The organism is Pseudomonas sp. MEJ086 (genome assembly GCF_030209025.1).
GTDB classification, from domain to species: Bacteria; Pseudomonadota; Gammaproteobacteria; order Pseudomonadales; family Pseudomonadaceae; genus Aquipseudomonas; species Aquipseudomonas fulva_A.
The window spans coordinates 67,807-91,397 of sequence record NZ_JARVSV010000023.1; the positions used below are offsets into that span (position 1 = coordinate 67,807).

Below are 23,591 nucleotides of genomic sequence, written 5' to 3' on the forward strand. Positions count from 1 at the left end.
GTAAAACCACCTCAGAGATCATCGCGATGCGCTCCTGGATGACGGCTTACGTATTCAGGGTCGAAGGTGGTCTCGAAACTGCGTTCGCTGGCCCATGCCTCTACGTCTATGAGTGCATACATGACCCGCCGGCCAAACTTGTGAAAACGAGGTCCGCCGCCGGTGATGCGCAGTTTCTCAAGCGTGCGTGGTGAAAGGCGTAGGTAGGCTGCTGCTTCGTTGTTGGTGAGATATCCCGCCATTTGATTGGTCGTGCCTGCTTCAGGCTGGCGCTCATCTGATGCGGGTTTCAGAGCGTGAGAGTGAGGACCTGCTTTGCACAAACGCTTGAGATCAAAATCTGCACGCCGGTCACTGCGGTTGGGTTCTGCTACGTGCGACACAATGCATCCTCCGATGAAGTTGGGAGCTGCAGGCTGCGTCAGCAAGCGCATGTGATCATGCCGGATTGGGTCATGGCGGTTTCGAGCGCAAAGGATGTGGCTATTGATGCGCGAACAGTCAGAAGCTAGACAGGAGTGGGATCAATAGTGGCCGAGTCGGAAAATCCGCGGCCGTAAAAACGCAACGGCACGTAGCTGTGGAGTTACGGATTCAAGGTTCTCGGTAAATCCGCAGAACCGTAGGCACGGATTTCTGTAAATCCGTAATACCGCTTTTGAGCTTTTACGAATTCGAGGAAATAAGTCGGGGCGGAATTGCGCATTTACGGAAAAGACCATTGCCGTAACGGTCTTAGTGGGCGATTGAAGCAGTGACACTGAGCGCCTGCGGCGCAGGTCTGATCGCGGAGCAGGGCGCGATAGACATGCCATTAATGAGCGCAGCGAGCGTTAGCGTCAGATGCATTGATGGGGTATCACCGCCCAACCAGCCTCTCCTTGCCAGGCGCGCCGGCCGAGCGATGACAGGGGTTAGTATCTCATGGTGGTTTTCTGAGTGGCAGGGAATCAGGCTCAAATCAGGATGCAGAAGTTAAGCTGGATATGAAGCAAGGAACAGCTCCCACTGGGATTCCCACATGCGCCGGGAGATTAGGCGAACGGAAGTGTCAGGCCTCAGACTCGAAAGTGTTAGAGACAGCGTTTGATGGACGCGCGGCTGGTTCTGGTATCACTGGACATCGAAGCCGAGGCAGTGGCCGTAAGCATCAACAGCGACTAAATATCGATCCAACGAATTATCTAGCCGCACATGGTCGCCTACCGTGCCTTCATTCTTCCTTGGTTGGCCCCAAAAAGACCAGGCTTCTCTGGAGACCCCAGTCACTGATCCAGTGGCCAGTCGGCTGGGGTCGTTGACTCATCTGCGCCTCACGCCAACTGAAGCGCCGCAACGATAGCTTCGTTGAACGCCGGGATGTCGTTGGGGGTACGCGACGTAATCAAGATCCAGCCATTGGCTTGGCACTGCTTGACTTCAACATCTACCCAACCAGCAGCACCGGCATTTTCCAGATCGAGTCTGACGCTGGGGTAGGAGGTGAGGGTCTTGCCAGTGATAACCCCAGCGTTGATTAGCAACCACGGTCCATGACAAATCGCAGCGATCACTTTGCCCGCATCGGCGAATTCCTTCGCCAGGCGCTGGGCGTTTTCATCCAGTCGTAGCGTATCGGCATTGACTGTACCGCCTGGAATCACAAGGGCATCAAAATCCGACGCTTTGAGCCCGGCCAGCGCAGCCTGAGACTCGACCGTGCGATCTTTCTCAGTGTCCTGAACGAATGTCTGGGTGGTACCGCCGTCACTTGATCCATGGGTGACCGAAGCACCCAGCGCCTTGAGCGCTTCAAACGGTTTAACCAGCTCATCCCGCTCGATGCCCGTATTGGAGGTGATGAACAGTACTTTTTTGCCTGCCAGTTGAGTACTCATGGTGGTCACCCAGTCCTCTCATCAAGGTAAAAAGGGAAGCGTGCGGCTGATGATTCATCCGACGCGTTGAAGATGGGATGTAAGAGCGGTTTTGAAAGTTCATCCTACCCACGCAGGTTCCCCCTGATCTTTCCGCACGGCTATGTGGCGGTCACGATCTTCATAGTCAACTCCCGTCAGCCCCTTGGATTCGAGTAGACGCTGATACCTCAGGTGTCGAATCAATATCATCCGTGGCACCACCGGTCAGGAATCGCCGCAATTTTCCTGAACGGCCTCCTTTGCGCTGAACACCAACCTATGTAGCAACGAAAGCGCGTATGGCGCTCCTTTGAACTAACTTGGAGAACCCACATGAAGGCAATCGTCTACAACGGACCACGTGACGTCAGCGTACAAAACGTCCCGGATGCAAAGATTGAAAAGCCCACCGACGCCCTAGTACGAGTCACTTCCACCAACATCTGTGGCTCCGACCTCCACATGTACGAAGGCCGCACCACCTTTGAAACAGGCCGTGTCTTTGGTCACGAAAACCTTGGCGAGGTGATTGAGGTGGGTGCCGGCGTCGAAAGGGTCAAAGTTGGCGACATGGTCTGCTTGCCGTTCAATATCGGCTGCGGCTTTTGCGAAAATTGCGAAAAGGGCCTTACCGGGTATTGTTTGACGGCTAACCCGGGCAGCGCCGGCGCAGCCTATGGGTTTGCTGAAATGGGCACCTATGATGGCGGCCAGGCCGAGCTGCTGCGAGTTCCCTTCGCAGACTTCAACTGCCTCGTTTTGCCTGAGGACGCCAAAGAGCGCGAAGACGACTATGTGATGCTCTCCGATATTTTCCCCACTGGATGGCATGCCACTAGGTTGGCAGGGCTACAGCCTGGCGAATCCATCGCCATATACGGCGCAGGGCCAGTGGGCTTGATGGCGGCACACGCCGCTATCATCCAAGGCGCGTCGCAGGTTTTCGTCATAGACGATCAGCCAGACCGTCTGAAGCTGGCTGCAAAGATGGGGGCAACACCAATCAATTCCGTTGAGCAGAAGGCTGTCGATGAAATTCTGAATTACACCGATGGCAAAGGCACGGATCGTGGCTGCGAATGCGTGGGTTACCAGTGCTGTGACAAGCATGGCCACGAGGTGAATCACCTGACCATGAACAACCTTGTCGCCTCAACCAAAGCAACTGGTGGGATAGGTGTTGTTGGGCTATTCGTTCCCCAGGATCCTGGTGCTGAAAATGAGCTAGCCAAGGAAGGGAAGATGGCTTTTGACTTCGGTGCGTTCTGGTTCAAAGGCCAGACAATCGGTACTGGGCAGGCCAACGTCAAGGCGTACAACCGTCAACTGGCAGCGCTGATTCACCACGACCGTGCCAAGCCATCGCAGATCGTCTCCCATCGCCTCAAGCTGGCTGAGGGCCCAAGTGCATACAAGCACTTTGACGCCCGTGACAAAGGCTGGACCAAAGTCGTTATGAAGCCAGCTGCCTGATACTTCAGAAGGCGCCTCATCCGTGGACGTCGAACCCACGTCCCAAGGACTCGGCATAACCTCAAGCTCCAGGTCGAGGCCGTTCGTTTAATGGACGCCTCGGCCAATCGGAACTGCTATTTGCAATTGCCGGCTTTCCGGAAACCAGCGGCAATGGCGTCCGACTCGGTTTCGAATGGAACGCGATTTTTAGAGGAAACTTGCCCATAGCCTGGGCATCCGGATGCAAGGTGATAGAGACGGCTGTTCCGATTGCCGATCACAGAACCCGATGAGCTTTCGATAGCCGCACTGCCGCTTGCTGACGGTGTGGATTTCGCGCTAACGACCTTCGACATGCCATCGCCGGTAGGCTTGTAGCCTTGCGTCCACATGCGCTCACCGGTCACGAACTCGTTGGAGTGTCCGACGATCTTCTCAATGCGGGCGTTCCGCTCGCGCTCCCAATCCGTCACCGGATACTGCTTGCTCCAGGCCATCAGCACCTGTTGCTGCTGGCGCGACATGTTGAGGCGATACCGGTCAAACATGTAGAACGTTGTGCGTGCGACCAGGCCTTTGACTTCGTCTCGCGGTTCAGCGGTTCGGCTGCTGAAATCGATCCTCGTAGAGCAGGCGCCATACTGCGGCTCGCTGCTTGATACCATCCCGTAGTTGTAGTTCGCGCGATCGCCATTGACCTCGCCGACCGAGGGGTAGAGGTTGTAGATATCTGCTTCCATTGCCCGGAACACGGGGTCACTTGCGACGCAGTTCTTTCTGCCGCCTTGCTGCCAGCACTGCCGCTGATGCCCGAACGTCCAGGCAGGGACGATATGTTCCCACTCGGTGCGCTCGGCGCGCGTGGCCTGTTTCCTGACCTCATAGCCACAGGATTTCGCATCGACTCTGCCGCCCGACTTACCCACCCACGTCCAATTGCAGCCGCAGTACAGATCGCCCACCGAGCCGTCTGCCTGGTCGAAGAAAACCTGCCGCTTGGCCACGACTTTCGCTTCGGTGAAGGTCGAAGGAGCGCTGGCAAAGGCTGTGGTGATGAGGAGAGCGGAGAGGGCGAAAGCTGAAAAAACGTGATTCATGGATGGCGAAGACTTGGCTTTTGGGGGGCCGCATTATGGCATCTAGGTGACATCTGGCGCCGATCCACTCGCATCACCAGTGGGCTGATCAGCCCTTCGAGCCGATTTCTGGTCATTAGCCCGTTGCGGAACGGCAACGCTGCTCTCGGGTCTGACCCAAAACTCATCAGACAGGATGACTCGACTTCTAACCTGGCTCACGCAGAAGTGAGAGGAAAACATGCTCAAACCGATTCTTCTTGTGGAAGACAATCCACGCGACCTAGAGCTCGCTTTGATAGCGCTTGAGCGCAGCCGGCTTTCTAACGAAGTGATCTGTGTTCGAGATGGAGAAGAGGCATTGGCCTACCTGAGGCGCACTGGTGAATATGCCGCGCGCCACGAGGGTAATCCTGCAGTCGTGCTGCTGGATCTGAAACTCCCTAAGCTTGATGGGTTGCAGGTACTCGAGGCTATTCGGGCTGACGATCAGCTCAAGAGTATTCCCATTGTGATGCTGACGTCGTCGGAGGAGGAGCCGGATCTGGAAGAGGCGTACCGTCTAGGAGTTAACGCTTACGTGGTCAAACCTGTCGAATTCTCTGATTTCGTCAAGGCGATATCGGGCCTCGGGATATTCTGGGCCATTCTCAACGAGCCACCTGCCGGTTCCGTTCGTCCTGCAGGACGGCTTCCTGAGCCGTGCTAGACCTGCGATAAAGAAAAGCCGGGCAATGCCCGGCTTTTTCACTTCCAAAGAGCTTAAAAAGCTTATTGAAGCCAGCCTTCAACCGCTTCCGCGCCGTGCTGATCTTTCCAAGCTTTGAGCACCTTGTGGTTACCGCCCTTTGTCTCAACGATCTCACCTGTTTCGGGATTTTTGTACACCTTGATTGTGCGCTCTCGCTTCGGGCCCCGGGTAGTTTGAGATGAGAGCTTGGCGCTCCGGGAAGATTGCGGATCGAGTAGAGAAATGATGCCGCCAAGGCTGACGCCGTAATCGGACATCAGCGAGCGAAGTTTTTTCTCAAATTCGATTTCGCGTTGCAATCCACCATCATTTTTCAATGCATCAAGCTGAGAAAGTTGAGCGGCGAGTTGAGCCTCTAGAGCTTTGAATTCGGCAATTTTGGACATGGATAACCTTTTTTGGTCGAGAGCTGCACAATTTATTTGGCTTACTTTACGTTGAAATTCAAGCCAGGGTGAGTGGTTGATCCCGTGTTGCCAGTGCCGAGCATACCAAGACCAACGCTTGACGGCTCAGCATGGAGTCCAGGTTGAGCGTTACGCTAGACGTGTAATTAGTGGGCCCGGATGATTAGTTGACCGTACGTGTGGGGCATTAGAGGACCTGCAATCAGTGTTAGGAAATCTACCGGTTGTTGGCAGGCAATTTCCTCGCGTCGTCTTCTCGGCTCGATTTTGAACCGTCGATGATCCACCCCATGCGTTGATCAAGTGACAATTGAGTTGGAGAATTAGCCCCAAGTCCGTGTCTTCTAACAGTGGCTGCGCATGGCAGCGCCGTTTCGAGTGGCCGGTGGCCTTGTGCCGGATTCGTTGGATCGCATGAATTCATAGGGAGGAGACCGTGGGCAGAGTAGGTAACAGGCTTCTGATCGGAGGTGGTGAGACGGGAGAACTCATTCGTCGGCACGATTGGTCTTCGACACCGATAGGCTCGCAAGATGCTTGGCCGCAGTCCCTGCACAATGCCCTGGAACTCATGCTCAATTCACCGGAGAGCATGTACCTGGTTTGGGGGGAGGCGCTGACCTTCTTCTACAACGATGCCTATCGGCCACTCCTTGGATCTCGCCTGGAAGGAGCGTTGGGTCAATCACTGCCGGTGTTGTGGGCAGGCGCGTGGGATGCGGTGCGTGACTCAATGCGCAAAGCACTGTCAGGGCAGTCGATCCGTTCCGATTACGCGCCGATCATCATGGCGCGAGAAGGTGTGCCAGAAGAAACGTGGTGGAGCTATTCATTTTCGCCACTGCGCGATGATCAGGGATCCATCCGTGGTGTCCTCTGCTACACGCGGGAAATGACCGATCAAGTGAACACTACGCTGGCACTCGCTGAAAGCGAGCAGCGGTTGGACGCCTTAGTACGGTCATCGAGTGAGGTTCGTTTCTCGATCAATGCTGATTGGACTCAGCTCCATCAGCTCAAGGGCGGCAACTTTATTCCGGACACGGACACAGACAATTCCAATTGGCTCAATGACTACATCCCTGTCGAGGCGCGCGATGCGGTGCGTGCAGAAATTGCCAGAGCCATCAGTACCAGATCGACCTACAGCATCGAACATCCGGTCAACCGCGTCGACGGAAGTGTCGGGTGGGCACAGGTACGTGCGGTACCGCTCTTTGACCAAGGCGGAAAAATTACTGGCTGGCTGGGCGCGGCGTCCGACATCACGGACAGGAAAAACGCTGAAGCGCTACTGAAGCAGAGCGAGGCCCAGCTGCGCGATTTCAACGCCTCCCTTGAAAAGCAGGTTGCCAAGCGTACCGCAGAGCTACGTTTGTACCGCGATGTAATCGAGGCCAATGCAGTGCCTACCTGCATCTTCGACACCGATTACCGCCTTATAGCCTTCAACGAGGCCTATTCTCAGGCTTTTCGAGCGATCTACGGTTATACGCTAGAGGGACGCGAATTATTGCCAGAGCTATTGCCGGCGGAACAAGCACTAGTCCTACGCGAACAACTGAGGCGTGTTTTGAGTGGCGAGACTTTTAGGATATCCGCTGAGTTCGGTGACCCCAGCCTCTTGAGGCGTAGCTATGAACTCGCTTATACGCCCTTACGTGATCCCTCCGGCTCCGTCGCTGGAGGCTTCTGTTTTGCCAACGACGTCACCGAGCAAATCAAGTCTCAGGTTGAGCTTGAACGGGCTCAAGCCGCCCTGCGTCAGGCGCAAAAAATAGAAGCTGTCGGCCAGCTAACCGGCGGTGTCGCGCATGACTTTAACAATCTTCTGACCATTATCAGATCCTCCTGCGATCTGTTAAAGCGCCCCAATCTTCTTGAAGAAAAACGCTTACGTTACATCGAAGCAATCTCGACCACAGTGGATCGCGCGTCACGCCTGACAGGTCAGTTGCTCGCATTTGCCCGGCGACAAGCCCTGAAACCAGAGGTCTTTGCTCCCTGCGAGAACATCCGCTCGCTTGCAGAAATGCTGGCGACGTTAAGCGGGCCTCGTATCAAAATTGATATTGAGTCGCCTGACACACCGTATTTCGTTTATGCCGATTCAGACCAGTTTGATACCGCCCTGGTCAACATGGCCGTCAACGCCCGTGACGCGTTGTGTGGCAGTGGCCGGATCGCGATTCGCGTGGCGCCTACGGATCAAATTCCGGCAGCTCGGCTCCATCCGCCCACAGAAGGTCGCTATGTCGCTATATCAGTTTCCGACACGGGAACCGGTATAGCGCCTGAGCAACTGGAGTTAATCTTCGAGCCTTTTTACACGACCAAAGCGCTCGGCAAGGGCACTGGACTCGGGCTATCGCAGGTCTTTGGCTTTGCCAAACAATCGGGCGGGGAAGTCATCGTCGAGAGCAAAGTTGGCGAGGGTTCAACATTTACTCTGTATTTACCGAGAGTAGATAGTCGAGTCGAGCCTCGTAGGGCAAAGCCCCCAACCCCTGAGCCGCTGGCAACAGACCATGCCACTCGCGTGCTGGTGGTCGAAGATAATCCCGACATCAGTGCGTTCTGCCAGACCGCGCTGGTCGAGCTGGGTTACCAGCCATCCACCGCGACTAACGCGGAAGAGGCACTGGAGCTGCTGTCAAAGCAACCTGACCAGTTCGACGTGGTTTTCTCTGACGTCGTCATGCCTGGAATGAACGGCATCGATCTTGGCAAAACGATCCGCATACAGTATCCACTGATGCCTGTCGTGCTGACTTCCGGTTATAGCGAGGTGCTTGCACAACATGGCAGCTACGGCTTCGATCTTCTTCAGAAACCCTATTCGATTGATCAGCTCTCCAGCTTTCTGACCAGGGCGATTCGAGGGACAGTTCGGATATGAGGTCGGATCTGCTGAGTGATGGGGGTTAGCTGAACTTGACTATCAACCTGGGGCCGCTGGCATTAGCGATGCCGCACGTCGTGCTGATGGTGAGCCTGGCCCTATCGATCCTTACCGGTTGGTGGCTGGGGCGGAAAAGCAAAGTTGACCCAGAGAAGCAGGTATTCAGGCTGCTTCTGGTTGCGCTGGTTGTCGCCCGAATCGCATTTGTAATCACGTATCTGGAGCATTTCAGCGACGAGCCCTGGCGAGCAGTCGACATTCGTGATGGTGGCTTCATCGCCTGGCCGGGTCTGCTAGCGGCGCTGTGTCTCGGCACGTGGATGTGCTGGCGCGACGGCAAGCTGCGCAAGCCACTTGGTTGGGCGATTACGGTAGGGATGCTGACCTGGGTATCCGGCTCGTTCCTGCTTCACACCGTCGAACAATCCAATCGTCTGCCCGAGCTGAGTTTTCACAATGAGCAAGGTGAGCGGGTAACGCTGCGTGACTTCGCAGGCAAACCGCTGGTGGTCAATCTCTGGGCAACCTGGTGTCCGCCCTGTCGCCGCGAGATTCCGGTCATGGCGAAAGCCCAGCGTGAGCTGTCAGGTATCACGTTTCTCTTCGTCAATCAGGGCGAGAGTGACGCGGTTGTGGCAAGGTTCTTTGCTACTGAAGGGCTGGGCTTGGCCAATGTACTGCTGGATCCGGGCGGCCAGCTGGGCCAACACGTTGGATCAGGCGCGCTGCCGACCACGCTGTTTTTCGATGCCGAGGGTCGCCAGGTGGGCAGTCACCTCGGCGAGTTGTCGCATGCGAGTCTGTTCCATGCGCTCAAGCAGCTCGAGGAAAGCACGCGACCAGAGGAGTGAAGTGCTGCGTTGTAATGCCGTCGTCAGTCTCCGAGCATTTAGGCGAGCAGCTTCTGAACCATCAGCTTGAATTGCGTGACTGCGAACGGTTTGAGTAGCAATTCGGTCTGGCCGCTTTTCATGGCAATCGCGGGCACGGCGTTCTCGGCGTAGCCAGAAATGAACAACACCTTGAGCGCTGGACGTGCATTCAGCGCGGCTACGGCTAACTCATCGCCGCTCATGCCGCCTGGCAGGCCAATGTCGGTAATCATCAGACCCATCTCAGGCAGTTGCTCAAGCAGTTGCAGCGCCTCTGCAGCAGTCGCTGCCTTGGCGACCTGGTAGCCCATGTCTTCCAGCGTCTCGCCGACGAGATCCCGGATTGCGTCCTCATCGTCGACCACGAGAATTAGACCGCTCGGCGTGTGAGCCGCATCTTCCGAAGTGGATGGCGCGGCGAGGCTGGCAGTGGTCGGCGTGCCGGAGTGAAGTGGCAGAAACAGATTCACTTTGGTGCCTTTTCCCACCTCCGATTCGATCTGGGCGTCGCCGGATGACTGCCGAGTAAAACCGTACACCATGGAGAGGCCCAGACCGGTACCGGAGCCCAATGGCTTGGTGGTGAAGAATGGATCGAACGCGCGCTCCACCACGCTCTGTGGCATACCCATGCCGGTATCCGTTACCTGGAAGCGAGCATATTCACCTGCTTTTAGCGTCTCGGTGGCTTGCGCCGGCTCGATGCGCTGCTTGCTGACCTCTATCCGTAATCGTCCGCCTTGGGGCATGGCGTCGCGTGCGTTGATGCACAGATTCAGTAGCGCATTTTCAAGCTGATGAGCGTCGCACAAGCACAAGATGGATTCCTGTGGTGTCGCAACCTCTAGCTCGACACGCGGTGTCAGCGTTCTGCTGATCAGCTCTTTCATGTCCTGGATCAGCAATGCCGGGTCGACCACCGTACTCGCCAATGTCTGACGCCTGGCGTAGGCGAGTAGGCGGTGGGTGAGGGAGCCCGCGCGGGCGGAGGCGTTGCGGGCCAGCGCAACGTACCGCGGGAGCTCGCTGTGCCGCCCTTGAGCGATGCGCTGGTCGAGCAAGTCCAGGCTACTGGTGATCACCGTCAGCAGGTTGTTGAAGTCGTGCGCCAGTCCGCCCGTTAACTGACCCACCGCTTCCATCTTCTGACTTTGCTGCAACTGCGCCCTGACTTGCTCCAGGGCTTCCTGGCGTTCCTTGTGTTGCGTGATATCCCGGGCGACCGCGAAGTAGTACCCCTCACGGCGTGCGATCCGCCAGTTCAGGTGCAGCGGCTGACCATTGCTGCGGGCTCCCTGGGTATCGAGTTCTGCAATCGGCTGCTGATCCAGGCTGCGCAGGGCGTCGAACAATTGGGAAGGGGAGATAAAAGCGAAAAACGCTCCGTCCTTGAGAACCTGCTCAGTGTGGCCGGTCTCGGTTTGCCAGGCCGGATTCATCGCCACCACTTCACCGCCCTCGGACAGGGTGCAGATCAGGTCTGGGGAGACATTCCAGATGCCATCGCGCTCTAGGGTGCGCCGTTCGACCTCATGCTCAAGGCGCTCGTTGATGTCGGAGAGTGCGTTCAAGCTTCGGCGGAAAAGCGCGCAGACGACAGCCATACCGAAGGTGACCAGAGCAAAACTCGCGCTACTGATCCATGCGGTCAAACCGTCCTGGAAGCCGATCGCCCCGATGAAGAAGTAGTGCGCCGCCAGTACCGACAACATGCAACCTAGCAGTGAAGGGCCAACGCCGAAACAGAAGCCGATGAACATCAAGCCGGGAATGAAAAACAGGTACGGTAGTGCTGCAAAAGGAAGTTGTGCACGCAGCGCGCAGCAGAACGCCACGACAAGGACTGCGCCCGCATAACGGGTCGGCTTGCTTGGCTGAGTGCGCGCCAAGCGGCGAACCAACTGCAGGCCCCGTGACAAAATACTGATCAAATAGGGCTCCAGGGGCCAGATCCGGAATTTCGGATGTGCAACAGGGATGAGTGACAACGCGCGAGGGCAATCGATACGTCAGTACAGAGCCTTTCGACTAATTGTACAACCTGCTTCAGCCTGCGCGGGAAACATGCAGGTGCGGCCTATAGCTTTGATCTATCTGGCATGTGGGCAAAGCCCAATTGTCCAACCGGACGCGTCATCGATAGGATCGGCCATGCAACATTAGACAACCCAGCGCTATATTTCCCCTTACGCCTCTCCTGATAGTAGCCAACATGACTTCGTGCAACATCCTTACCCCGCAAGAAGAACGTGCACGTTTGGCCGAAGTGGATCGTTTGACGTCGGAGCTGGAAATCGGCTCGGATCCTGTGCTCAACAGCGTCGTCGCAATGATTTCCGCCTACTTCGGGGTACCTACTGCGCTCGTGAGCATCATCGAGCGCGACTACCAGGTCTTCAAGGCTCGGGTTGGCATGGAGCCAGAGCGCACACTGCGTGAGATGTCGTTCTGCGCCCACAACCTCGACGAAGGGGCCGTGCTGGAAGTCTGCGACCCTCTCAGTGACCCGCGTTTTTCGAGTAACCCGCTGGTCAATGGTGACCCTTTCATCCGCTATTACGCAGGCGCGCCCCTGGTTATCCAGCCCGGGCTGAGCCTTGGCAGGTTGTGCATCATCGACAGAGAAACCCACCGCCCGATGGACGAGCAGGGCCAGGCTCTGTTGCGAGACGCTGCCAAGGTGGTCGTGGCACGCCTTGAGTCGATCCATCGTCAGCACTTCTATGACCTGACAACAGGCCTGCCAAACCGGCAACGCTTCGAAGCAGATCTTCTAACCGAGTCGGCGAGGGCTGGCCGGGTTGCCATTCTGGTGGAGCCACTATCCGCGTCCGGCATGGATCGATTGGTCAAGGCGTTGGGAATGGAGTTCTTCGTTAACTTCATGCTGGCCGTCAAGGAGGTCTTGCTGGCGGTGTTGCCTGAGGGCGCACGCCTATACCGCTCAGGCACATTAGGTTTCGTAACCCTCTTTGCGCCCTCGCAGGGGCTGTCAATGCAGAGCCTGCTCAGTGGCATCGTGGACGCTCTCGCTCGACCGCTGTATAGCGCGGACGTACCTGTGTTCCCCGATGTGGGGATCAGCGTGCTGCAGCTGGATCGTGAGGCTGCTGCGCCAATGGATATCCTGCGCCTGATGGCCAGCATCACTGATGCTGCGCGCGCAAGTGAACGTCGCTGGCTCGATTACGATCCCGCGATCGATTCAAGTCTGAGGCGCAGCACCGAGTTGCTCAACGCCATCGAATCAGCCCTTATCTCTGCGGACCAGTTCAGGCTGGTGTACCAACCACGGGTCGATCTGGCGAGCAATCGCTGCGTGGCCGTTGAAGCACTGTTGCGCTGGACGCATCCAACGCTGGGGGAAATCAGTCCCACCGAATTCATTCCTCTTGCTGAAACCACCGCTTCGATCCGGCACATCACGCGGTGGGTCGTTCGACGTGTCTGCGAGCAGTTGGCGCAGTGGGCAAGCGAAGGGCTGGAAATGACCACATCGCTGAACGTGTCGGCCCTGGACTTGACCGATGGCCTGCTGTTCGATGAGCTGGTTCAGGCGCTGCGCGACTTCGACGTGGCGCCTCAGCACATCGAACTCGAGTTCACTGAAAGCGTATTGGTAACCGATTTCCCAGCCGTGCAAGCGCAGCTGCAACGCTTTCGTGACCTGGGGGTGGCCATTGGCATCGATGACTTCGGCAGCGGCTACAGCAACTGGTCCTACCTACGGCAGATTCCTGCCACCAGCGTAAAGCTCGACCGCTCGCTGCTGGCCGACCTCCAACCGGGTAACAGCGACTGGCACATTATCCGCGGCCTGATCAGCCTGGTGAAGGATCTGCGTCTGACGGTCGTGGCCGAAGGCATTGAAACCGAACTGCACTACCATCTGCTGCGCGGCTGGGGTTGTCAGCAGGGCCAGGGATACTATTTTGCCAAGCCATTATCGCCGGCCGAGCTGGTGGCCTGGTTGAATGGCCACAAGGGCCCGGCCGGCCTTATCTAAGGCTCCGCACGCGATGTGTGGCGCGGAAGATGTCGCTGGCGAAACGAAGAGGGCACCGGTAGCCCTCATGACAATCTTAAGGGCGGCCGCGTGATGCCCTCTAGACGCTGCGTAATAAGGGCGCGTTGTTCACAGCAGTTCGTCCAGCGGGCCACGGGGGCAGAGTGTCCAGGGCACCTGGATCTTGTGTTCAGGTTCTCGGCAGTGCCATTCCTGCTGGTACATAACGCCATCAACGAACTCCACGCCCTCAATGGTGAGGGCGAGTATCGCCATGCCGCCGATACGAGCCTCATAGAGCTGGGGTAAGGGATTACCACCTTGAGCAGATGGGACGGTAATGGCAATGCTTGACCGGCGCCCGAAAGGCGTCTCCAGCGCTTCCTCAATTCGTACATCAGCCCTCAACCGGGGCTCGGAGCTGTAGGCTTTCTTAGGCTTGCGCTTGCCGCGTTCGAACAGAGGGAGGACTTCATAATGCATGGCCGCACCATAGCTAAGCTGTATGTATATACAGTTATTCTAGGTTAGGCCATGAAATGGGTCGAGGGCAATTCGTCGGCTCAGCGCTTGGTATTTTTCAGCCCGTCGAGGTAGTCGAGGTCTTCAGCCGTTGGCTTGATGTTCGGCTTGGGTTGTTCTGGTTGAGACTCGATCTGCTGTGCTTGAAGAGCGTCTATCAGCAGACTCTGCCTTGCGTGGATTTCAAGGTGCGCCTCAATGGCTTCGACGATTTCGCTGTTCATGCTTACTTCGCTTTCGCCAGCGAGTTGAGCGACCTTTGCACGCATCCCATCAGGCATGCGCACCACGAACTTATCCTTTAAGCCACTTGGGTATTTCCGTGCAGCCATTTTGTGCTCCTGCAGGTTGAGTACTGATACAAATTTTGTAGGCGAATTTTACGAAAAGTTCTCCTTATAAATTTGGCTTCCGACTGCTACGGAGAGGCTTGGTCGCTGCCGGCCAGCGTCGGTGTAGCACGATGGATTACGTTATTGCTGAGCAGCCAGGCGCTAATCTAGCTCGAAGAGAGAGGGGCCATAGATCCGCGGTTGGCCTGCTCCAGAAGTTGGTGGCGTTTATGACCATCTCGGAGTCCGTAATCGAATAACTAGAGCGCCCGCCGTGCACGCTTTTAGTGGCTAGAGGCATCGTTGGCGGGACTCAGCAACACGACAACTCCACAATAATTAGTTAAACGATATGATATAACGTATGTTGTTCGCATCCCTAAATCCTCGGGCACAGTCATGTGTCCGCTTGCTGACACAAAAAATAAAATGACCTTTACCAAAGCCTTCAGCCGACGTTTAACAATCGCCGGTGCGATTTCACTCTGCACCTTAACCGCTCACGCCCAGGCAGAATCCGAGCCCATCGAGCTAGAGACCATCGAGGTGGTCGGCACGCGAGAGCAGGGTTATCGAGCGACAGTGGCGCCGACCGCAAACAAGAGCGATACGCCGGTTCAGCAAACCCCGTTTTCCATCCAGACCGTGACGCGAGAGCTGATCGAGGATCGGGGTGTGACCACGTTCGGCGAGGCCATCCGCACGGTACCCGGCATCACCAACCAGGTTGGTTTCGGCGGGGTGAACGATCGCTTTCGGCTACGCGGTTTCGGCACTGAAGCGAATTTGAAAAACGGGATACGCCGGGCCAACTTCGTGGCCATCGATGACCTGGTCAACATCGAACAGATCGAGGTGCTCAAGGGGCCTTCCTCTGCACTCTACGGGCGGTTCGAACCAGGGGGTGTGGTCAACCTGGTCACCAAGAAGCCATTGGCCGAGCAGCGCACTCAGGTCGACTTCAGCGCAGGGCGCTACGACTTCTATCGATCCACAGTCGATACCTCCGGCCCGCTCGGCGACAACGTGGGCTATCGCCTGACAGCCGCCTGGCAGGACAACGGCAGCTTCCGGGATTTCGTCGACAACGAAAGCCAATTCATTTCACCTGTCGTGACTTGGCAACTGTCTCCGCAGACGATCCTGACCTTTGAATTCGAGTACGCACGCAAGGTCGCTGATATGGATCGTGGCTTCGGTAACAACCCCCTGTTTCTGAGCGCCCCCATAGAGCGAAACTTTGCCGAGCCCAACACACGTGCCAGCGCGATCAGCAAGCTGGCGTCGGTGACCCTGGATCATGCGCTTGATGACAACTGGGATCTGCACGCCGCACTGCAGGTCTCCGATGCGCGCCTTGATGCGCAGTGGTATTCGTATGGGTTCTTCAATGGCGGCATCGGCGGCACGCCCGAGAGCCCGACCGTATCGCGACGGCCTCAGCTCAACCATGATCGTCAGGTTGATGCCACGGGACTGGCCGAAGTGAGCCGGCACTTCAGCACGGGTGGAATTCGCCATCGCCTCCTGCTGGGCGCCGAATACAGCCGCGACTGGTGGGACTATGACTCGGCCGTCGGCTCGACCAGCCTCATCGACTTCAACAACCCCGTCTATGGCACGCCGCCATCGGCGCTTGCGCCTGCGGGCGAGGGCCGTTTCATCAACGACTCTTGGGCACTCTATGCCCAGGATGAACTGACCTTTGGCGATCAGGAGCGTTGGCGCTTGCTGCTTGGTGGTCGTTTCGATCACATCGATGCTTCGGCATTCGATGATTTCTACGGCATTGGAGAACCCTCTGAGAAGAGCTTCAGTGCCTTCTCCCCCCGAGTGGGCCTGACCTGGACGCCGGTTGATCCGATCTCGCTCTACGCCAGCTGGTCACGCTCGATGCGCACCGAACTGAACAACGGCATCCTACAAGGCGGTGAGCTGCCGTCCCCGGTGAAGGGTGAGCAATATGAAGTTGGCGCCAAGCTTAGTTTGCTGGGCGGCCGTCTGACCCCAACGCTGGCGTACTTCGACATCCGCCGCAAGGATGGCCTGGTGTCCGACCCCAACGACCCGACGTTTACCTACAGCATTCAGGTAGGCGAGCAGCGCAGCAAAGGCTGGGAAATTGATCTTCCATTCATGATCACCCCGAACTGGCGTTTGCTGGCCAGCTATACCCGCCTGAACGCCACCATCAGTGATGACACTGACTCGGGGCTCCAGGGTAACCGACTGGCCAACGCCCCCCAGACCAACGCGAGCTTGTGGACCAGTTACGACCTGACCGGATTTGCTCAAGGGCTCAGTGTCGGTATAGGCGCCAACTACGTAGGGGAGCGGGAGGCGAACAACAGCAACACCTTCACGTTGCCGTCCTACACGCGCTGGGACGCCAACCTGATGTACCGATTCGGCCAGGGGCAACGTTATCGCGCACAGCTCAACGTGCAGAACCTCCTCGACAAGCGCTACTACGATTCCGGCGGCAGTTTCGTGCCGACGTATCCCGGGGCGCCGCGCACTGCGGTACTGACCCTCGGGGCCACGTTCTAGGCATGCTGCGCACTGAATCCCTGAGTATCGGCTACGCAGGGCAGACGCTTATCGGCCCGCTGGATCTGCAGCTCGGCGCTGGGCGTCTGGTCTGTTTGCTTGGTGCCAACGGAGCAGGAAAGTCCACGTTGATCCGTACCCTCACGGGCATGCAGGCCGCTACGGGCGGCCGCGTACTGCTCGATGGTGTCGAACTGCAGGCGCTGGGCGCCGGTGAACGGGCCCGGCAACTCGCCGTCGTGCTGACCGATCGGGTCGAGGCGGGGCTTTTGACCGGTTTCGAGCTGGCAGCCCTTGGACGCTACCCGCACTTGGGCTGGAACGGCCGACTTCGGCCGGAGGACCGCAGACAGGTCTGCCAGGCGCTGGAGGCGGTCGATGCCATGGCGCTTGCCGGCAAGGCAGTGGCCGCCATGTCGGACGGCGAGCGGCAGCGGGTCATGCTCGCCCGCGCGCTGGCGCAGGCCCCCAAGGTATTGGTTCTCGATGAGATCACTGCGTTCCTGGATCTGCCGAGGCGCATCGAAGTGCTTCATCTGCTGCAGCGTCTGGCCCGCGAGCAACAGCTGGCGATATTGCTGTCCTGTCACGATCTGGATCTCGCGCTCCGCTGCGCCGATGTGCTGTGGCTACTGGATCTCCAGCGCAACCTGCATGTTGGCGCGCCGGAGGACCTGGTGCTCGATGGCAGCCTGAGTGAGGCATTCTCCTCATCCGGCCTTCACTTCGATATCGAGCGTGGTGAATGGGGCCTGTCACCGGTAACTGGCAAACCCGTGCGATTGATTGGCGAGGGCGCGGCTCGTATCTGGGCGCTACGCGCGCTAGAGCGCGTCGGCTTCCATGCGGCAGACATCGCCGACGTGACGGTGCATGCCCAAATAGGCAGCTATCACCTGCTGCATGCGGGCCGTGAGCAGCACTTCGCTCGACTGGGCGATCTGGTCGAGGCCTTGCGGTGAAGTGCAAGCTAGCGCTGCTGAGCCTCATGCTGCTAGCCGGTTGCGAGCGTATCGAGACGCCTGTCCTCGAGCACTACCCGTCTCGCACGTTGGGCCAGACGCCAGCGCACAATCTGGATGCGTCCTGTGTGGCCGATTACCACGCGGGCATTGATTATTTTCCCGAGCGCACCGAGTTCGCTTGGTCCGATCAGCTTTCTGTGGAGTATTCGGGGCATTTTAAGCGGGTGCGCTTCAGGCCAAGCGTCAGTACCGGGGAAACGTTGGACATTCTGCTGGTGCAATGCGGCACCCCGTTGCCTGAGCATGACGCCGCCACAGTCGTGATCCAAGTGCCGATCCGTCGCCTGGCGACGGGCAACTCGGCGATGCTCGGTGCGGCTGACGAGTTGGGCATCGTCAATCGCCTGGTAGGTGTCGACAACGTGCGCACCCCCACGGTCGAGAGTGTTCGGCGGCGCATTGCACAAGGGGGTATCCAAGAGCTGTGGGGTTACGCTCACGCCAATATCGAGCCGATCATGGCGGTTCGCCCTGATGTCTTCCTGAGCTTCTACTCCGCCTATCCGCAGTTCAACCTGCACCCTCAGCTGCAACGAGTTGGCGTCCGTGCGCTGCCCCAGGCCGACCATCTGGAAGGCCATCCCCTCGGGCGCGCTGAGTGGCTCAAGTTCCTGGCACTGCTGGTCAACCGCGAGGCCGAAGCGAACCGTCGTTTTGCCCAGGTTGAAAGCGAGTATCTGCACTGGCGCGACCTCGCGGCACAGTCAACACGGAAGCGTCCCGCGGTCATGGCCGGCTTTCCTTCTGGCCGTGACAGCTTCGAAGTGTTCGGCGCCCTGAACCAGCGTGCGCAATTGCTGGCCGACGCAGGCGGGGAGTATGTGCTGTCGGGCCTGCGCAAACACGGCAGCCTGCTGCAGGTGAGTTTCGAGGAAGCCTACTTGGCTGGCGCCGAGGCGCCCGTATGGATCGGCATGCAGTCGGGCCATGCCTCGCTGGCGCACATGCTTGAAATCTCTCCCCGCACAGGCTGGTTCGCCTCCGTGAGAGCAGGGCAGGTCTATGCCTTCGACAAGGACTATATCGGCGCCTGGGCGTCTCCGGCGCAGGACAACAGCATGACTAGGCCGCACTTGGCGCTCGCCGAGCTGGTGAAGGTTTTGCACCCCGAGCTGATTCAAACCCCCGTACCGTCAACCTTCCTGCGGCGCCTGCCATGACTGACTTCACTGCCGATTTTCATGCCCCATCCAACCGACGCGCCGGGTGGGTCTATGCCGCACTGGTTGTGTGCGTCGCCCTTTTGTTCGTAGCCGAACTCAGCATCGGCGCGGTGGCCGTTCCGCTCAACGCCGTGCTGGGCGCGCTGCTGGGGCAGGAGGTGGGGGAGGTCTGGCAGAACATCCTGTTCGACTTCCGCCTTCCTCGAGCGCTGAATGCGCTGTGTTCCGGGGCTGCACTGGGGGCCGCCGGCTTGCTGCTGCAAACCCTGTTTCGCAACCCGCTGGCTGATCCGTTCGTACTGGGCATCGTGCACAGCGCGCGATTGGGCGCCGCGGTGCTGGTGACCTTCGCCGGCGTCGCAGGCAATGCGCTACTCATTCGCTTTGGGTTGCTGGGAGACGTTGGTCTGGCGCTCGCGTCCGTGGCCGGTTCGACCTTGCTGTTGAGCCTGCTGGCCGTGCTGTCGAGCCGCCTGAACACGATCACGTTGCTGATATGCGGCTTGATGCTGGGTTATCTCGCCGTGGGGTTGATCAGCGTGTTGATGCACTTCATCGACGAGAATCAGGCCCGTGCTTTTAAGGCCTGGGACGATGCGAGCTTCGCTGGTGCCACGGTGGATCAGCTGCGGCTATTGATACCGGGCGTGACCCTGGGGATGCTGGCGATGGCGGTACTGGTCAAGCCGCTGAACGCACTGCTGCTCGGCGAGCGCTATGCTGCGTCGATGGGAATGCCTGTTCAGAAGGTTCGACGCTTTGCGTTGTTCGTCGCTGCCTGGCTCTGCGGTTTGGTCACCGCCTTTTGTGGGCCTGTGGCCTTCCTGGGGCTCGTGGCGGCGCAGGTAACACGAGGTATGTTCTCCAGCGCCGATCATCGGGTGCTGCTGCCCGGGGTCGTGCTGACCGGTGCGGTTCTGGGTTTGGCTGCGGATCTGGTCACCCACCTGCCGTGGAGCCGCCACGTGCTGCACTTGAATGCAGTGATCGGGCTGGTCGGCGCGCCCGTGGCGCTCTATGTGCTGTTGCGTCGGCAGCGCCCCGACGGGTCGTAACGTCGACCAAAAAAGGGGGCGAAGCCCCCTGCGGTTCAGACTAAATCCTGCTCGGCAAAAGACACCGTTCGTTGGCCTGCCATGGTGTTGTGATGCAGCAAGCGGCTGCAAGAGCCTCTTTCAGCTACTGCTTTAAAGCATTCTTTACGTCTGTCCAAGCCCCCAGCCATCGTCCGCTGCCGCCAAATCAAGCTCAGCCTCATTCACAACAGCCGATGATCACTTAGGCGTTGAGCAAGGACTGTAAATCTCGAGCACATCGACTTCTTCCTTGATGACTCGAGTGGCATAACCCGCCTGAATTACAGTCGTCTTCTCGACCTTTTCACCGGTTGGGCGCTGGAAATTCACGTCAGGGCCATCGAAGCTTTGTTGACCGTTGCTGTGTAGGTAGTTGAAAAGCCGCGCTTTGAAACCGGTATTAATTTCGTCTCGGTCGGCCTGCAGTGGACCCAGCATTAAAGCTTCGTTCTTGGTGAAAGCGAAGAAAATGCCGTCCGCAGCTCCGCCTCCTGGGACGGTCGAACAGACCACATCGTCAGACTTGAGGGTGCGTGCTGCGACGTATCTTCCCTCGACCAAGTGAGCCATTACCAAGCCGTCAGGTGTCACGACGCCAACTCCTTTTTCAGGCTGGCAACCAGGGACGCTACCGTAGGAGTGGATACACCAGTTCATGCGGGAGGAGTCCACGATCGTCGTCAGCTTCAAGTCTTGCCTGATCTTTTCCTGTGCCTCCGGCGTATCGTGACGCACGCTGGCGCAAGCAGTCACGAGTGTGGCAACCATCAGCGATATCAATGCTCGCATCATGGCTTGCCCTCAGAGCATGGACTAAACACTTCTCGCATTTCCGTGCCTACCACGATGGGAATCGGGCCGCTCGGAGCGGAGATGTTATGAACGCTGTAATCCTTCCTGCCGGTCTCCCGGGTGAAGGTGGCAGCATCACCGGTCAGGTAGGGCTGGCCGTTGCTCAACAGCATTTTGAGAGCCTTGGCCCGGTACTCGGGATTGTTCACTGGCAGCGATCTGTGCACTTCGGTGTAGGGGATCACGGACACGGCCAACTGATCTTTGAAGATATAGAAGTTCTGCCCGTCGTGATCACTGATGCATCTGACATCCTCGGTTTTGATGATGTCCTTTTGCACGTAGGCACCGCTCTCATAGTCCACGAGAATCAGGCTATCAGAAGTCAGGACGCTGATCGCGGAGGTGTACTTGCAATTAGCCTGTCCCCCAATCTGTAACCAACAGAAGCTCGTTTGAGCCGTGTCGGTTATGTTTGCCAGCTTGAGATCGTGCTGGATCTGCTGCCGAGCTTCAGGAGTTTTATGTTGGATATTGCAGGCGGTGAGAAGCAGAGCAGCCGATGCGATGGCAATGTAACGGAACATAATCAGTCCTTTGATCGGGGCGTCGGTTAGCGAGGACGCCTAAGTGGGTCGACCTGACCTGCTCGGGGCTTTGAGTGGGCAACCCATCGAGGCGAGCAGATCCAATCGAGTACAGCGGTATAAATTTCATCACACCGCTCGCGGCAGATACCTTTGTCTGCAAAACGCGCAATCAGTTCGGAGCTGGGTGCTTTCGGTCAGGTTTTGCTCCTGCTGCGGTGCGCGCTGCTTCTCCGCTCGTGCTCTCAACAGTCTAAACGCAGACCATCAGCAGCCCGTGAAAGGGAAGCATGCTGCTGCAGAGAAATACCAGGTTCCACGCGGCGCAGCAAAAAGGGGGCTAAGCCCCCTTAGGTTCACAGCAAGCCCTCTTCAGCGAACGACACTGTACGTTGGCCTGCCACGATGATGTGATCCAGCGATCGAACTTCGACCAGTGCTAGCGCCTCTTTCAGCCGCTGTGTGAGCGTCCGATCTGCCTGACTCGGCTCTGGGTTACCGCTGGGGTGGTTGTGCGCGTAAATCACTGCAGCAGCATTCAAGCGCAGTGCCTCCTTGACCACTTCCCGCGGGTATACAGAGGCGCTATCGATAGTGCCGCGGAAGATCTCGACGTAGGCGATCAGCCGGTGCTTGGCATCCAGAAACACTGCCGCAAATACCTCGTGTTCGAAACCTGCCAGCTTGGTGATCAGGTACTCCTTGACCAGCTCTGGCGAGGTAAAGGCTTCACCTCGTTGGATCTTCTGATCGATGACTTTGCGAGCTGCTGCCAGGATCTGCTCGGCAGTGGCTGGCGCGTAGCGACCCTGCTCGTCGCGAACCAGCAGGGAGGAGTCAAAGGCGAGAGTAAGCTGCGACATGATCGTTCTCCAGTTGCTCGGGCGGAATTGCCCGGAACCGGCACAAGCACGGTGCAGCGCAGCAGTCAGGGGGCGACAGCCGGCCCAGCCGCAAGCGCGCAAAGCGCGAGCAGCCCTTGACGGCGAGAACGCCGTGATAGGGTCAGAGGAAACAGCAAGACCGTTATTCCACCGATCTCACAGGCGCCACCAGCAAGCGCAGCGCGCAGGCTTTACCCAGCCAAAACGCACAAGGCGTATTGGCGAGTAGCAGGCATGCCCACGGCATGCATCCACAAAGTCTCGAAGGCGGCAGGCGAGCGCTCGACTTGCCGCAGCCCACGGCGGGCTGGCAGGTCGTTGCCAGCAAACGTCCAGCGCTGAGCTAACGAAGCGCGGGCATGTCCGGTGCCCATGCCACACACTCCGCTAGCCCAGAACCTGCCGTTCCGGCGTGAGAACAGACCGATCGAACAGCCATCTGACATCGACTCAGGGTCAGCCGTGACAGCATGCCTCAAGCACAGGCTCTGCCTTCCTTTGAACGAGGTAGTCGCCAGACGTACATCGGATCTCCAGCGGAGTGCTGTCTTGGTTCGACCTCAGGCGCTGATGGATGCGACTCAGGAAGCCCACCTCAAAAGCGCGCCTCTCAATGGCCCGCGGCAGCAGATCGCGCTCTGCGATCATCGCTGCCCAGAGCCAGCCGCTACGGGAACAGTCGAGCCAGGTCTGAGCGAGCTTAACGCCCTGATCGAATGCTTCCCTGCAGTCAGCGGCCCAGTGGATCTCCATGCCCGGGTGACCATCATGAGGCGAGAGATTCGTCGTGACGCCCTTGCTCATCCCGCACCTCCTCGCGATTCAGAAAGCGCACGGCGATACAGAACGACCATCTCATCCAGCAGATCCAGAGCCGAGTAAGCCGTGATGCGCACGCGCAGATTCTCCGGCTGCAGCCCTTCGGGCTCAGCCAGTTGATCCAGCAGATTACCGAGCATCACTGCTCGCATCTCAGCAGCGGCTTCAGACGGTAGGGGAGAGCGTTCAGATTCATGCAGCGGACTGGGCCGCAGCGGAAAAGGTATTACACAGCGTTCGAGCTCAGCCATGGCGCACCTCCGTAACAGAGGTGAACAGCAAGACCGAAAGCCCAAGGCGGAGCTCTTGGGTAAAAAGGGGGTAGTGCATTTTCCTTATGCTCCTTGGACAGGTTAAGGAGCCGCCTACCAGCCTTCTCACGAGCATAGGAGGCGGACCGTGCAAGGGTGAGAAACCGGCGTCCAAGGGAACCGGCCAGGCAAAAGCCTGCCTCACACGGCCCGCCATAGATAT

Annotated in this window: 21 protein-coding genes; 9 read left to right on the plus strand and 12 right to left on the minus strand. The window is 58.1% G+C overall.

Annotation, left to right across the window (positions count from 1 at the left end; translation table 11 throughout):
* Positions 1-11 precede the first annotated feature (11 nt).
* Both QRN22_RS26660 and QRN22_RS14880 read right to left on the minus strand, forming a co-directional pair.
* Complete coding sequence (locus QRN22_RS26660; protein ID WP_502945148.1) at positions 12-434, minus strand: helix-turn-helix domain-containing protein; 423 nt, start codon at positions 432-434, stop codon at positions 12-14.
* An 879-nt stretch (positions 435-1,313) separates the two neighbouring features.
* On the minus strand, positions 1,314-1,877 hold the full coding sequence (locus tag QRN22_RS14880; RefSeq protein ID WP_042554271.1) for a type 1 glutamine amidotransferase domain-containing protein: 564 nt from the start codon (positions 1,875-1,877) through the stop codon (positions 1,314-1,316).
* Between the two features lie 354 nt (positions 1,878-2,231).
* Between QRN22_RS14880 and QRN22_RS14885 the strand changes: the two genes are divergently transcribed.
* Positions 2,232-3,371 carry a glutathione-independent formaldehyde dehydrogenase gene (locus QRN22_RS14885; RefSeq protein WP_042554252.1) on the plus strand — a complete coding sequence of 380 codons (1,140 nt, stop codon included), beginning with the start codon at positions 2,232-2,234 and terminating at the stop codon, positions 3,369-3,371.
* A gap of 116 nt (positions 3,372-3,487) precedes the next feature.
* On the opposite strand, the gene QRN22_RS14890 is transcribed toward QRN22_RS14885, so the two are convergent.
* Complete coding sequence (locus QRN22_RS14890; protein ID WP_042554251.1) at positions 3,488-4,450, minus strand: endonuclease; 963 nt, start codon at positions 4,448-4,450, stop codon at positions 3,488-3,490.
* A 220-nt stretch (positions 4,451-4,670) separates the two neighbouring features.
* Here QRN22_RS14890 and QRN22_RS14895 point away from each other — a divergent pair, with 220 nt between their 5' ends.
* On the plus strand, positions 4,671-5,138 hold the full coding sequence (locus tag QRN22_RS14895; protein ID WP_042554250.1) for a response regulator: 468 nt from the start codon (positions 4,671-4,673) through the stop codon (positions 5,136-5,138).
* Positions 5,139-5,200: 62 nt separating this feature from the next.
* Here the strand turns inward: QRN22_RS14895 and QRN22_RS14900 are convergent, their stop codons facing one another.
* Positions 5,201-5,566: a histone-like nucleoid-structuring protein, MvaT/MvaU family gene (locus QRN22_RS14900; protein ID WP_042554249.1), complete on the minus strand. Its 366-nt coding sequence runs from the start codon at positions 5,564-5,566 to the stop codon at positions 5,201-5,203.
* A 592-nt stretch (positions 5,567-6,158) separates the two neighbouring features.
* On the opposite strand from QRN22_RS14900, the gene QRN22_RS14905 reads away from it, so the two are divergent.
* Together QRN22_RS14905 and QRN22_RS14910 are read left to right on the plus strand one after the other, a co-directional pair.
* Complete coding sequence (locus tag QRN22_RS14905; protein WP_052493808.1) at positions 6,159-8,486, plus strand: PAS domain-containing protein; 2,328 nt, start codon at positions 6,159-6,161, stop codon at positions 8,484-8,486.
* 35 nt (positions 8,487-8,521) lie between these two features.
* Positions 8,522-9,340, plus strand: a complete 819-nt coding sequence (locus QRN22_RS14910; RefSeq protein WP_269432930.1) for a TlpA disulfide reductase family protein — start codon at positions 8,522-8,524, stop codon at positions 9,338-9,340.
* 38 nt (positions 9,341-9,378) lie between these two features.
* Here the strand turns inward: QRN22_RS14910 and QRN22_RS14915 are convergent, their stop codons facing one another.
* On the minus strand, positions 9,379-11,292 hold the full coding sequence (locus tag QRN22_RS14915) for an ATP-binding protein (protein ID WP_052493807.1): 1,914 nt from the start codon (positions 11,290-11,292) through the stop codon (positions 9,379-9,381).
* Between the two features lie 281 nt (positions 11,293-11,573).
* Here QRN22_RS14915 and QRN22_RS14920 point away from each other — a divergent pair, with 281 nt between their 5' ends.
* The gene (locus tag QRN22_RS14920; protein WP_042554247.1) at positions 11,574-13,367 is read left to right on the plus strand and encodes a sensor domain-containing phosphodiesterase; all 1,794 of its coding nucleotides are present in this window, start codon (positions 11,574-11,576) and stop codon (positions 13,365-13,367) included.
* A gap of 129 nt (positions 13,368-13,496) precedes the next feature.
* On the opposite strand, the gene QRN22_RS14925 is transcribed toward QRN22_RS14920, so the two are convergent.
* Both QRN22_RS14925 and QRN22_RS14930 read right to left on the minus strand, forming a co-directional pair.
* Positions 13,497-13,850, minus strand: coding sequence for a hypothetical protein (locus QRN22_RS14925; RefSeq protein WP_052493806.1), 354 nt, complete (start codon positions 13,848-13,850; stop codon positions 13,497-13,499).
* An 80-nt stretch (positions 13,851-13,930) separates the two neighbouring features.
* On the minus strand, positions 13,931-14,221 hold the full coding sequence (locus tag QRN22_RS14930; protein ID WP_082045798.1) for an Arc family DNA-binding protein: 291 nt from the start codon (positions 14,219-14,221) through the stop codon (positions 13,931-13,933).
* Between the two features lie 429 nt (positions 14,222-14,650).
* Between QRN22_RS14930 and QRN22_RS14935 the strand changes: the two genes are divergently transcribed.
* The 4 genes from QRN22_RS14935 (at position 14,651) to QRN22_RS14950 (ending at position 20,014) form a co-directional block, all read left to right on the plus strand.
* The gene (locus QRN22_RS14935; RefSeq protein WP_082045797.1) at positions 14,651-16,771 is read left to right on the plus strand and encodes a TonB-dependent siderophore receptor; all 2,121 of its coding nucleotides are present in this window, start codon (positions 14,651-14,653) and stop codon (positions 16,769-16,771) included.
* 2 nt (positions 16,772-16,773) lie between these two features.
* Positions 16,774-17,733 carry an ABC transporter ATP-binding protein gene (locus QRN22_RS14940; RefSeq protein ID WP_042554246.1) on the plus strand — a complete coding sequence of 320 codons (960 nt, stop codon included), beginning with the start codon at positions 16,774-16,776 and terminating at the stop codon, positions 17,731-17,733.
* Between the two features lie 128 nt (positions 17,734-17,861).
* Positions 17,862-18,956, plus strand: a complete 1,095-nt coding sequence (locus QRN22_RS14945; protein WP_197077019.1) for an ABC transporter substrate-binding protein — start codon at positions 17,862-17,864, stop codon at positions 18,954-18,956.
* The gene (locus tag QRN22_RS14950) at positions 18,953-20,014 is read left to right on the plus strand and encodes a FecCD family ABC transporter permease (protein WP_042554244.1); all 1,062 of its coding nucleotides are present in this window, start codon (positions 18,953-18,955) and stop codon (positions 20,012-20,014) included. Before QRN22_RS14945 ends, QRN22_RS14950 begins: the two co-directional genes overlap by 4 nt.
* Before the next feature lie 219 nt (positions 20,015-20,233).
* Here QRN22_RS14950 and QRN22_RS14955 read toward each other — a convergent pair whose 3' ends face one another.
* The 5 genes from QRN22_RS14955 to QRN22_RS14975 all read right to left on the minus strand — a co-directional run bounded on the left by QRN22_RS14955 (position 20,234) and on the right by QRN22_RS14975 (position 23,368).
* On the minus strand, positions 20,234-20,827 hold the full coding sequence (locus tag QRN22_RS14955; RefSeq protein ID WP_156152709.1) for a hypothetical protein: 594 nt from the start codon (positions 20,825-20,827) through the stop codon (positions 20,234-20,236).
* A complete protein-coding gene (locus QRN22_RS14960) occupies positions 20,824-21,414 on the minus strand; it encodes a hypothetical protein (RefSeq protein WP_042554242.1) in 591 nt (196 codons plus the stop codon). Before QRN22_RS14960 ends, QRN22_RS14955 begins: the two co-directional genes overlap by 4 nt.
* Positions 21,415-21,770: 356 nt before the next feature.
* Entirely contained in the window at positions 21,771-22,277 is a 507-nt protein-coding gene (radC, locus tag QRN22_RS14965; RefSeq protein ID WP_042554241.1) for a RadC family protein, read from the minus strand.
* A gap of 477 nt (positions 22,278-22,754) precedes the next feature.
* Positions 22,755-23,102 (minus strand): LasR-specific antiactivator QslA, encoded by a 348-nt coding sequence (locus tag QRN22_RS14970; protein WP_042554240.1) that lies wholly within the window; start codon positions 23,100-23,102, stop codon positions 22,755-22,757.
* On the minus strand, positions 23,099-23,368 hold the full coding sequence (locus QRN22_RS14975; protein WP_042554239.1) for a hypothetical protein: 270 nt from the start codon (positions 23,366-23,368) through the stop codon (positions 23,099-23,101). Before QRN22_RS14975 ends, QRN22_RS14970 begins: the two co-directional genes overlap by 4 nt.
* Between the last annotated feature and the right edge of the window lie 223 nt (positions 23,369-23,591).

Bases quoted from the DNA above. Each gene is read 5' to 3' on its own strand.
- QRN22_RS14940 (WP_042554246.1), top strand. From the start codon at position 16,774: ATGCTGCGCACTGAATCCCTGAGTATCGGCTACGCAGGGCAGACGCTT.
- QRN22_RS14930 (WP_082045798.1), bottom strand. From the start codon at position 14,221: ATGGCTGCACGGAAATACCCAAGTGGCTTAAAGGATAAGTTCGTGGTG.
- QRN22_RS14950 (WP_042554244.1), top strand. From the start codon at position 18,953: ATGACTGACTTCACTGCCGATTTTCATGCCCCATCCAACCGACGCGCC.
- radC (WP_042554241.1), bottom strand. From the start codon at position 22,277: ATGTCGCAGCTTACTCTCGCCTTTGACTCCTCCCTGCTGGTTCGCGAC.
- QRN22_RS14920 (WP_042554247.1), top strand. From the start codon at position 11,574: ATGACTTCGTGCAACATCCTTACCCCGCAAGAAGAACGTGCACGTTTG.
- QRN22_RS14885 (WP_042554252.1), top strand. From the start codon at position 2,232: ATGAAGGCAATCGTCTACAACGGACCACGTGACGTCAGCGTACAAAAC.
- QRN22_RS14880 (WP_042554271.1), bottom strand. From the start codon at position 1,877: ATGAGTACTCAACTGGCAGGCAAAAAAGTACTGTTCATCACCTCCAAT.
- QRN22_RS14890 (WP_042554251.1), bottom strand. From the start codon at position 4,450: ATGAATCACGTTTTTTCAGCTTTCGCCCTCTCCGCTCTCCTCATCACC.
- QRN22_RS14975 (WP_042554239.1), bottom strand. From the start codon at position 23,368: ATGGCTGAGCTCGAACGCTGTGTAATACCTTTTCCGCTGCGGCCCAGT.
- QRN22_RS14935 (WP_082045797.1), top strand. From the start codon at position 14,651: ATGACCTTTACCAAAGCCTTCAGCCGACGTTTAACAATCGCCGGTGCG.
- QRN22_RS14955 (WP_156152709.1), bottom strand. From the start codon at position 20,827: ATGATGCGAGCATTGATATCGCTGATGGTTGCCACACTCGTGACTGCT.
- QRN22_RS14925 (WP_052493806.1), bottom strand. From the start codon at position 13,850: ATGCATTATGAAGTCCTCCCTCTGTTCGAACGCGGCAAGCGCAAGCCT.
- QRN22_RS14960 (WP_042554242.1), bottom strand. From the start codon at position 21,414: ATGTTCCGTTACATTGCCATCGCATCGGCTGCTCTGCTTCTCACCGCC.
- QRN22_RS14895 (WP_042554250.1), top strand. From the start codon at position 4,671: ATGCTCAAACCGATTCTTCTTGTGGAAGACAATCCACGCGACCTAGAG.
- QRN22_RS14900 (WP_042554249.1), bottom strand. From the start codon at position 5,566: ATGTCCAAAATTGCCGAATTCAAAGCTCTAGAGGCTCAACTCGCCGCT.
- QRN22_RS26660 (WP_502945148.1), bottom strand. From the start codon at position 434: ATGCGCTTGCTGACGCAGCCTGCAGCTCCCAACTTCATCGGAGGATGC.
- QRN22_RS14970 (WP_042554240.1), bottom strand. From the start codon at position 23,102: ATGAGCAAGGGCGTCACGACGAATCTCTCGCCTCATGATGGTCACCCG.
- QRN22_RS14905 (WP_052493808.1), top strand. From the start codon at position 6,159: ATGCTCAATTCACCGGAGAGCATGTACCTGGTTTGGGGGGAGGCGCTG.